The 7,714-nt window shown below is 54.5% G+C and carries 8 protein-coding genes; 5 read left to right on the top strand and 3 right to left on the bottom strand.

Annotated features, from left to right (window positions below):
- Positions 1 to 107: 107 nt before the first annotated feature.
- From PZA18_RS18745 to PZA18_RS18725, 5 genes are all read left to right on the top strand, one after another.
- On the top strand, positions 108 to 542 hold the full coding sequence (locus PZA18_RS18745; RefSeq protein WP_308447422.1) for a metal-dependent hydrolase: 435 nt from the start codon (positions 108 to 110) through the stop codon (positions 540 to 542).
- The gene (locus PZA18_RS18740; protein WP_284102402.1) at positions 539 to 988 is read left to right on the top strand and encodes a GNAT family N-acetyltransferase; all 450 of its coding nucleotides are present in this window, start codon (positions 539 to 541) and stop codon (positions 986 to 988) included. Before PZA18_RS18745 ends, PZA18_RS18740 begins: the two co-directional genes overlap by 4 nt.
- Positions 989 to 1,110: 122 nt before the next feature.
- On the top strand, positions 1,111 to 1,584 hold the full coding sequence (locus PZA18_RS18735) for a type III secretion system chaperone (protein ID WP_284102401.1): 474 nt from the start codon (positions 1,111 to 1,113) through the stop codon (positions 1,582 to 1,584).
- A 363-nt stretch (positions 1,585 to 1,947) separates the two neighbouring features.
- Complete coding sequence (locus tag PZA18_RS18730) at positions 1,948 to 3,273, top strand: hypothetical protein (protein WP_284102400.1); 1,326 nt, start codon at positions 1,948 to 1,950, stop codon at positions 3,271 to 3,273.
- Positions 3,274 to 3,908: 635 nt separating this feature from the next.
- Positions 3,909 to 4,724, top strand: coding sequence for a hypothetical protein (locus PZA18_RS18725; protein WP_284102399.1), 816 nt, complete (start codon positions 3,909 to 3,911; stop codon positions 4,722 to 4,724).
- 119 nt (positions 4,725 to 4,843) lie between these two features.
- Here PZA18_RS18725 and PZA18_RS18720 read toward each other — a convergent pair whose 3' ends face one another.
- The 3 genes from PZA18_RS18720 to PZA18_RS18710 all read right to left on the bottom strand — a co-directional run bounded on the left by PZA18_RS18720 (position 4,844) and on the right by PZA18_RS18710 (position 7,643).
- On the bottom strand, positions 4,844 to 5,584 hold the full coding sequence (locus tag PZA18_RS18720) for a substrate-binding periplasmic protein (protein WP_284102398.1): 741 nt from the start codon (positions 5,582 to 5,584) through the stop codon (positions 4,844 to 4,846).
- 388 nt (positions 5,585 to 5,972) lie between these two features.
- Positions 5,973 to 6,542 carry a hypothetical protein gene (locus PZA18_RS18715; protein ID WP_284102397.1) on the bottom strand — a complete coding sequence of 190 codons (570 nt, stop codon included), beginning with the start codon at positions 6,540 to 6,542 and terminating at the stop codon, positions 5,973 to 5,975.
- A gap of 351 nt (positions 6,543 to 6,893) precedes the next feature.
- Positions 6,894 to 7,643 (bottom strand): type 1 glutamine amidotransferase domain-containing protein, encoded by a 750-nt coding sequence (locus PZA18_RS18710; RefSeq protein ID WP_284102396.1) that lies wholly within the window; start codon positions 7,641 to 7,643, stop codon positions 6,894 to 6,896.
- Between the last annotated feature and the right edge of the window lie 71 nt (positions 7,644 to 7,714).

Here is a 7,714-nt window from a genome sequence, read left to right as displayed (position 1 = left end):
CGCCGGATTTGGGCCTGCTGCTGCGTTAAAAATCGCTTGCTTAGCTCACTAAGCGGCGCGCTTTTCGCCTTGCATCAGGCCCAAATCCGACGAAACGCGATCCGGAAATAAAATGTCAACAGAGCCTAGCCTTTCGCTTCGGAATCCCCTACGCATCGCAGTTCGGTCATCGTGGCTTCAGCCATTCGTTGTTTATGGCTGTCGTTGTTGCGCTGATTCTTACGCTGTTCGCGAAGCGGCTTGGCGCATCGCGCCAGTGGGTGTTTGGTTTCATTGCCGTAGCGATGGCCTCCCACCCCTTGCTCGACGCCCTGACCAACGGAGGGCTGGGCGTTGCCTTGTGGTGGCCGTGGTCAGACGAGCGGTTTTTCTTCCCGCTCACTCCGATACAGGTATCCCCCATCGGCCGGGCTTTTTTCAGCGAGCGCGGCCTGGCGGTCTTGCTGTCGGAACTTGGCACTATCTGGTTACCCTGCCTGGTGCTTGGCTTAATGATTTATAAGGTTCGCCGCAACCTGACTCAACGGAATACGCAAGCATGAGCACTCCTTTCTTCATTCGTCCCATGCAGATGGGCGACTTTGACACCGTTGCGGATTTAAGCGCGGAACTGGGCTATCCGGTGAACAGCCAACAGCTGTTCGATAACTTTGGCCGCGCCCAGTCTCTGCATGAAAATGCTTTTTTTGTGGCAGAAGCCACCGATGCACGCACCGTAGTTGGCTGGTTGCACGCTTATGGCGTCGCCCCGTTCATGGCCGAGCCCTATGCCGAAATCGGCGGCTTGGTCGTTGCCGCTGCCGCACGCAAGCTGGGTATCGGGCGGGCCCTGATGCAGGCGGCCGAGCAATGGGCCTCAGACAACGACTACCGTCATGTGCGCCTGCGTTCTGGCAATCATCGCCCTGAAGCCCACCTCTTCTATGAGCGGATTGGCTACCACCCCACCCGTAGCTCAACGATGTTCAAGAAGCCTGTGCCTGCCTGACTACCCGCCCCCACTATTCACCATCGGCACATCCAACGCGAACCAAATGTGGCTCCTCGTCACTCACCGGGCATCAGGCAGCTTCTGCCCAACCCGATTCAAACTGATGGAGCCACAACACCATGACCACCTTCCACGACCTTTTAGCTGGCGCAGCCGGTGAGCTTGGCATCAACCCGGAGACCTTGCAGGGTGTTGATGCCATCCAGATCAACTTTGGCGACAACCGGATCGTGACGATCGAAAAGCTGGATGGGCGCGAAATGGTCGGCATCTCGGCCCTGCTGTGCTTCATGCCCGATAGCAGCAAGCTGTCGGCGCTCAGCCAGCTGCTGCTCGAAGCCCACACCTTTGGCTATCTCACCAACGATGTGGTGTTCGGGCTGGATCGCAACGCCGGCAAGGTGCTCATGTTCAAAAATCTTCCGTTGTCGGTGATCAACAGCGAAACCTTGCTTGCCGAGCTTTCTGTGTTCAAGGAAACCTACCAGACCTGGAAAGCCGCTTATGACAGTGGCCGTCTACTCGATGCAACCAGCGACGGTGCTACCGTGACCGCCGCCCCACAAGATCCAGCAAGCTTCGCCTTCGCCTGACGCACTCCGCACCTGAAGGTCTGCCCACCCATGCCGCCCAGCCCTGTTGGCTGGTGCGGCATTTTTCATTTCGCGCCCATCGCCCAGTCAACAGAGCCTGGTTATTCAGAATTTTCAAATTTCGTTCCGCATCTGAAGTCGGATTGGCAAAATTGCCAAGGCCATAAACTGCCTGGAACCGCATAGAAAAAGCCGTTACTTACCCAATGTATGCGCCAGATATTTTGAACATATCGGCAAATTACCCGAATTTAAAACCACCGCCCAGGCGAGTGGTCGGCCAGGACTAAACCCGAAGCGTACGGTCTGGCCCTTTGCAGAATTTCTATATTTTTCAGCCATTTAATCTTCAGGAGTTTCATTATGTTGAGCATCGCACCGAATACAACGCCGATCCAATCCATTAGCGGCTCAGACGCCCCGATCGTCCCTCAAGACCAACAGCCTCTCGTGGTTGCTCAGAATCAGGGCAACAGCAGCGGCATGCTGTCCGGCTTGTCATCCATCTTCAGCAAAGTCGGTGACGGTCTCAGCTATGTCGGCTCTGGCATCCTCAGTGGGGGTGAGATGGCTTTGAACGGTGCCAGCTATGTCGGCTCGGGCATCGTCAGCGGCGGCCAGATGGCTTTGAATGGTGCCAGCTATGTCGGCTCGGGCATCGTCAGCGGTGGTCAGATGGCGCTGGAAGGGGTCAAAAGTGGTGCCCAGATGGTGGGTTCTGGCATCGTCAGTGGCGGCGAAATGGCTTTGAACGGTGCCAGCTATGTCGGCTCGGGCATCATCTGCGGTGGTCAGATGGCGCTGGAAGGGGTCAAAAGTGGTGCTGAGATGGTGGGTTCAGGTATCGTCAGCGGCGGAAAAATGGCACTGGATGGCGCCAGCTATGTGGGCTCGGGCGTGCTCACGGGTGGAAAAATGGTTGTGGATGGCGCGGTTTACGTTGGCTCCGGTGTGAAGTCTGTAGCCGTCACGGGTACCACAATGGGTGTAGAAAAGGGGGGCGGCACCGTCCTCGCAACACTAAGCGGCATCCTGGCCAAGGGCATTAGCCTTACAGGCAAGGACACCAGCACCCTGACCATTCTCGGCAATCTGCCAAACGCACCCGGTTTTGGCTCCGCCAGCACCCAAGGCGCCACCGAGCTGAGCGAACGCTATGAAGGTATTCGTACCAGCGACGAGACCCCTGGCACAACCCGGCAAGTGTTGACTGACTTGAACCAGGCATTTACCACCGCACAAACCCAAAGCCGGCATGGCAGCCCAACTACGCTGAATCAGGAACAGTTCCACGCGGTCCTGGCCCGTGGAGGTCATTTCGTGGTAACCGATGGCGGCGCCTTATGCAACCAGCTCAGACAGAGTGGTGGCGAAGGGTTTGTCGAGCGCGGTTCCAGCCATTACAAAGGCTCTGGCCACGCCCAGTATGGGATGGACCTGCCGGGTGGCCTCGGCCATCTGCTGATCGGCCGCACTAACTCCGGCGATACCTTCTTCCAGCTTGAGTCGCACGGAACCGGTGGCGGCGCCCATTCTGTCGGCGAGAAGCTGAAGGATCTGGCTGGCCATACCCAGTCTTACTTCCAGCACATTGGTTCGAGCAGCTCCTACGTGCAACTTGGGCCTCAAGGCTGTATCGAGGGTAGTGAGAAGGATAACAACCACGTCATCCTGACCCCGCAAGGCTAGGTTCGGTTGAAGCTAGATTTACCGCCGTGCCGGATCGCGGTTTGGGGCAGGACTATACCCACAAGGAGTCGGCCGTGGCGGGTAAGGGGCTGACGCCCCAACCACCACGTACGGTAGGGTGAGCACGGTGTAGCGAGCAAATTTAGCGAATCCTAACGACGCCCTACCCCAAAAATCGACCCTGGCCTTGCGGGACTGTTGCCGCCAAGCAGCTTCCCGCCCCCCGTTTCGAGGACGGACGGCTTCGGCGCAACTACGGTCCGCCTCCAAACCCCACAACACCAAACAGCCCCGCTTACCAGTCATTCCAGCTGGCCAGCGGGGCTGTTTGCTTTGGCAACGCCATAGGGCACCTGGAGCTGCCAATCGGCACCATCAGAGAGTTCCCTCTTCTGAATCGGAAATATTGCTGAAAAATCAAGGGGAACCGAGAGTCTGTTGCGGTCACTTACCAGGTGTAGGGCGCATCAACAGCAAGACAGTGCGAAATGCAGACAAGCACCTGAGCAAGATGCCCCTGATAACAGGAAATACATGGCGCACCCAATGGGTCCGCACGCTGGGGCTGTCGCCGAAGTGCACCGCCCGGCACACAGAATTCAACCATTGTTTATTTAACTTTCAGGAGTATCACCATGACTATCGGCAACATTGCTTCCACCATCGGTTCCGGCCTCTACAGCATTGGCTCCACTATCGGCTCGGGCCTGTCCACTGTTGGCTCGGGCGTCGTCAGCATCGGCACCAAGACTTTTGAAAAAGTAGGCGGCAGTACCTTTGCCACCTTGAGCACGGTCGTCGCTGCAACCGGCCATCTCACTAGGCTCACCAACTACCAGACCACGACTCTGTTTGGTGGCCTGCCAAACTCCCCTCAGTTCGACAACGCGACCACGCAGAACGCAGGGGGGCTAAGCGGCATTTACGAAGGCATCCGCACCGATGTCGTCAACACCCCGCAGAGCACCCGTGATGTGTTGACGCGCCTGAACACTGCATTCGGCAACGCCAACAGTCAGGAACGCGACGGCGACGACATCAACTTAAACCAGCAGGAGTTTCATGCAGCATTGGCACGTGGTTGCCACTTTGTGGTGGAAGATGGTGGCGCGCTGTACACACAGCTGCAACAAGATGGGAATGGCGCATTCAATGCCCGTTCGTCGAGCCACTACAAAGGCTCCGGTCATCAACAGTTCGGCATGGATCTGCCAGACGGGCTAGGTCACTTGCTGATTGGCCGCGATCACAATGGCGATACCTTCTTCCAGCTGGAGTCTCACGGCACGGGCAACCCCAACCAGAGCACACTGGAAAAAATCGGCAGCGTGCTGGGCCACACCCAAGCTTATTTCCAGCACATCGGGTCCAGCCTGTCTTACGTGCAGATCGGGCCGCAGGGCTGCATTGCCGGCAGCGAAAAGGACAACAACCACGTGATCCTGCGCTGATCCGCCGCTGAACGTGACAGGCGGCAGACAATTACCCCCAGTCTGACGCAACACGGCCCGGCATCCCAACTACCAAGGGGATGCCGGGCCGCTTGACATTTCAGACGCTCCAATCGGGTCTATTCTTCAATCTTGTATTTAGCTTTGAGCTTGGCGATGGCCGCCTTCTCTTTGCCGAGAAACTCATTAAATTGCGCAATGACTTCCGGATGATTTTGGCTGGACAAACTGAATGAAGACTGTGTATTGGGCAAAGACGAATCAAGCACCAACGCCCCTTGCTTCTTCATCACTTCATTTAAATAGAAATTACCAACGATGGTCGAAATATATATACCATCTGCCCGCTTGTTGATTCCCATTTGTATTAACGCTTCAAATGAGTTACTTTCTGTCAATTCAATCGTTTTTTTATTGATAGCATCCAGATACGGCCAAGCAGTAAAACCACGCATGGTGGCTAACTTTCGTATGGTAGCAATGCCTTTTCCTTTATTCTCGGGAAGCACCATTAACCCCTCAACCACTTCAACGGCACCTTTGCTGTAGCTGATATTTTTGCCCTTCTTGGCATCGCTCGACCATTGCGGGTTATCCGGGAATTTAAAGTCAAGACCTCCTTTGATGAATTCATCAAACAGACGGGCCACCGGAAATGCCTTGTATGAAAATTGATGGCCATACTTGGCAGCAAATGCATCCAGAAGCTCCCTGGAAAAACCGGAATACTGACTACCTTCCCCCTTATAGATTGGCAGATAGTCGATAGCTTCAACACCTACGGTGAAATTACCTGCCCAAGCAGATTGCACTGTCACCGTCAGCAGCAATGACACCGCACATTTGAAAATTGACCTCATTGCCAGCCTCCCTTCATGACTCACATGATCAGGAGTTCACTATAGAATAATCTCTGACCAAGACTAGCGCTTTTTGAATACGCTGGTCTACTTACTGATAAAATCAGAAAGGTATTGCCGGCAATATAAACAATCGGGCAAATAAAATGATTTTACCCGTTCTTAACAAGGTTCTTCTCAAATATTAATGCAGCAATTAAATAGCACATATGCGCATCATTGAAAAAATATTACAAAACAGAAGGTTGCAAATGTCAATTAATGAACCTATATGTGCTTTCAAATTGCCGGATTAATATCTCTATCTTGCCACCCAAAGCCATTTCTGGCGATCAACGAAAATGACGGATTTCGTCAAATAAAATCAGCCACTTTCATGCGTTATCAATCAACGAATAGAATAGGTAAATGAACATTCAACCGGCGCCGACCACAATACCGTCATCCCGGTGTTAATCAGCAAATAGGCATCAACAATTGCGCCGCCTTTGATGGTCACGGAATTCGCAGACTGGCTGACGACATAGCTATATTCATTGCGCGAGGCCAAGCCGAATGTCGTGCCCGTCAGCCCTTGTCGGGTATTCAGTACCGATTCGATCCAGCGGAACGAACCGGAGCTGCCTACCTTGATGTCTGCCCAGACATTCCAGGTGGCCATGCCGGCACTGGTCGAACAAGAGCGGCTAACGGTGCCATAGGTCGTGCCCATGGTGGTGATACCACCACGCGTCTGGCCCGTCCCGCCAAGCATCTGCTCCAGTTCTTCCTGGCTTTCGATGCGAATCGGCACCACCCCGTCTGGTAGCTGATCGACCCTCTTCAGCGAATACTGTTTCACCACATCATCCAGCCGGTGAATTTTCATGGCGTCTTCAGCCTGAGCAGCAGGAATTCCCGCCATGGTCAGGGTAGCCATGCCAATGCCCATTAACAATCCGCCCATTTTTGTTGCCATTGCTTTTCTCCGTGAATATTTTGGTGAGTTTATTTTTATTTATTTAAATAAACCAACCAAGCGAAGAGGCAATTATCCCGCAACGGAATTTGCTGCAACAAGAGGCAAATGTCACGACATTGGCTTAAATCTGAAATTATCGAGCATTCACTCCCCAAACTCTTTGAAATTGCTTTCAAATGACTTTCAAAGCAATTCCATGAATTTCAGATCATGCTGTTAGACAAATCACTATAAACAATCAGACAAATACCCCATCCGAATATACCGAAAATCCCATCGGTTAATTAAATGCGCCTCACAAAATACTCAGCCATTCAAGTGAGACCGAACGCGAGAGCACAATCGGCACTAACTTCCATGAAGGAGTGTCAGCATGGATTGCGCAAAGCGGTACGCATCGCCATACCAGCGAGCGGAGACGTAGTTGCCATCCTGCACCACAAACCCGCGTTCAGGATGACGCGCCGTATCGCGGCGTGACAGTAGCGGCCCCGGCTGAAAATCGGCGGGCTGGCGCAATGCAGCACGAATCTCCGACGCCACAGTCTGCGGATAGGTACGGTAGTAGTCGCCTAGCCAAAGGCGAGTCAGATTCCAGGCCGTCAGTTCCATCGGCGCGGTCAACGCGGTGGTCTTGCGGCCATGGAGTACCGACCGACCATCTGCCTGCCGGCTGCGTGCCAACAGCAAGGTGCCGTGGCAAATGGCGCCAACTGGAATATTGCGGGCAAATGCCGCCACCACCAGCGACTGAGCCGCCGTCGATTCAATCAGGCTGCGCATGCCTTTGGCGTGACCGCCGGGGACAATGAGGGCGTCGATTCCCGCCGGGTCTATCGCATCGTGACGGGCAGGTTTGAGGAACAGTGCATGACTGCTCATGCGTCGATATAGCGCCAGCTCGGTTTTGCGTGGCATCAGCCACGGTGAGAGCGGCCCGAAGCCGGTTTCAGTCAGGCGGCGATCAGCCAAGGCAGTTTGGCCATCGGGTGTGGCAAAACGAACGGTATGCCCGGCATCGGTCAGCAGACACCAGGGAACAGCCGTTTCGGTGGGGTCGTAATCGCTACTTGGCAGCAGCATCAAGACATTGGCCATACTCTGTCTCCTTTGCATGGGGTGTGCAAAGCGGCCCGGATGGGCCGCTGGTTTCAGGAAAACAGTGCCTG

The sequence above is a fragment of the Parachitinimonas caeni genome, assembly GCF_030129945.1.
In the GTDB taxonomy this organism is placed as follows: domain Bacteria; phylum Pseudomonadota; class Gammaproteobacteria; order Burkholderiales; family Chitinimonadaceae; genus Parachitinimonas; species Parachitinimonas caeni.
This window is presented reverse-complemented; position numbering and strand designations above follow the sequence as displayed.

What these genes read in the sequence shown, in the direction of transcription:
- PZA18_RS18710 (WP_284102396.1), bottom strand. Translation starts at nt 7,643, where the DNA reads ATGGCCAATGTCTTGATGCTGCTGCCAAGTAGCGATTACGACCCCACC.
- PZA18_RS18720 (WP_284102398.1), bottom strand. Translation starts at nt 5,584, where the DNA reads ATGAGGTCAATTTTCAAATGTGCGGTGTCATTGCTGCTGACGGTGACA.
- PZA18_RS18715 (WP_284102397.1), bottom strand. Translation starts at nt 6,542, where the DNA reads ATGGCAACAAAAATGGGCGGATTGTTAATGGGCATTGGCATGGCTACC.
- PZA18_RS18735 (WP_284102401.1), top strand. Translation starts at nt 1,111, where the DNA reads ATGACCACCTTCCACGACCTTTTAGCTGGCGCAGCCGGTGAGCTTGGC.
- PZA18_RS18730 (WP_284102400.1), top strand. Translation starts at nt 1,948, where the DNA reads ATGTTGAGCATCGCACCGAATACAACGCCGATCCAATCCATTAGCGGC.
- PZA18_RS18725 (WP_284102399.1), top strand. Translation starts at nt 3,909, where the DNA reads ATGACTATCGGCAACATTGCTTCCACCATCGGTTCCGGCCTCTACAGC.
- PZA18_RS18740 (WP_284102402.1), top strand. Translation starts at nt 539, where the DNA reads ATGAGCACTCCTTTCTTCATTCGTCCCATGCAGATGGGCGACTTTGAC.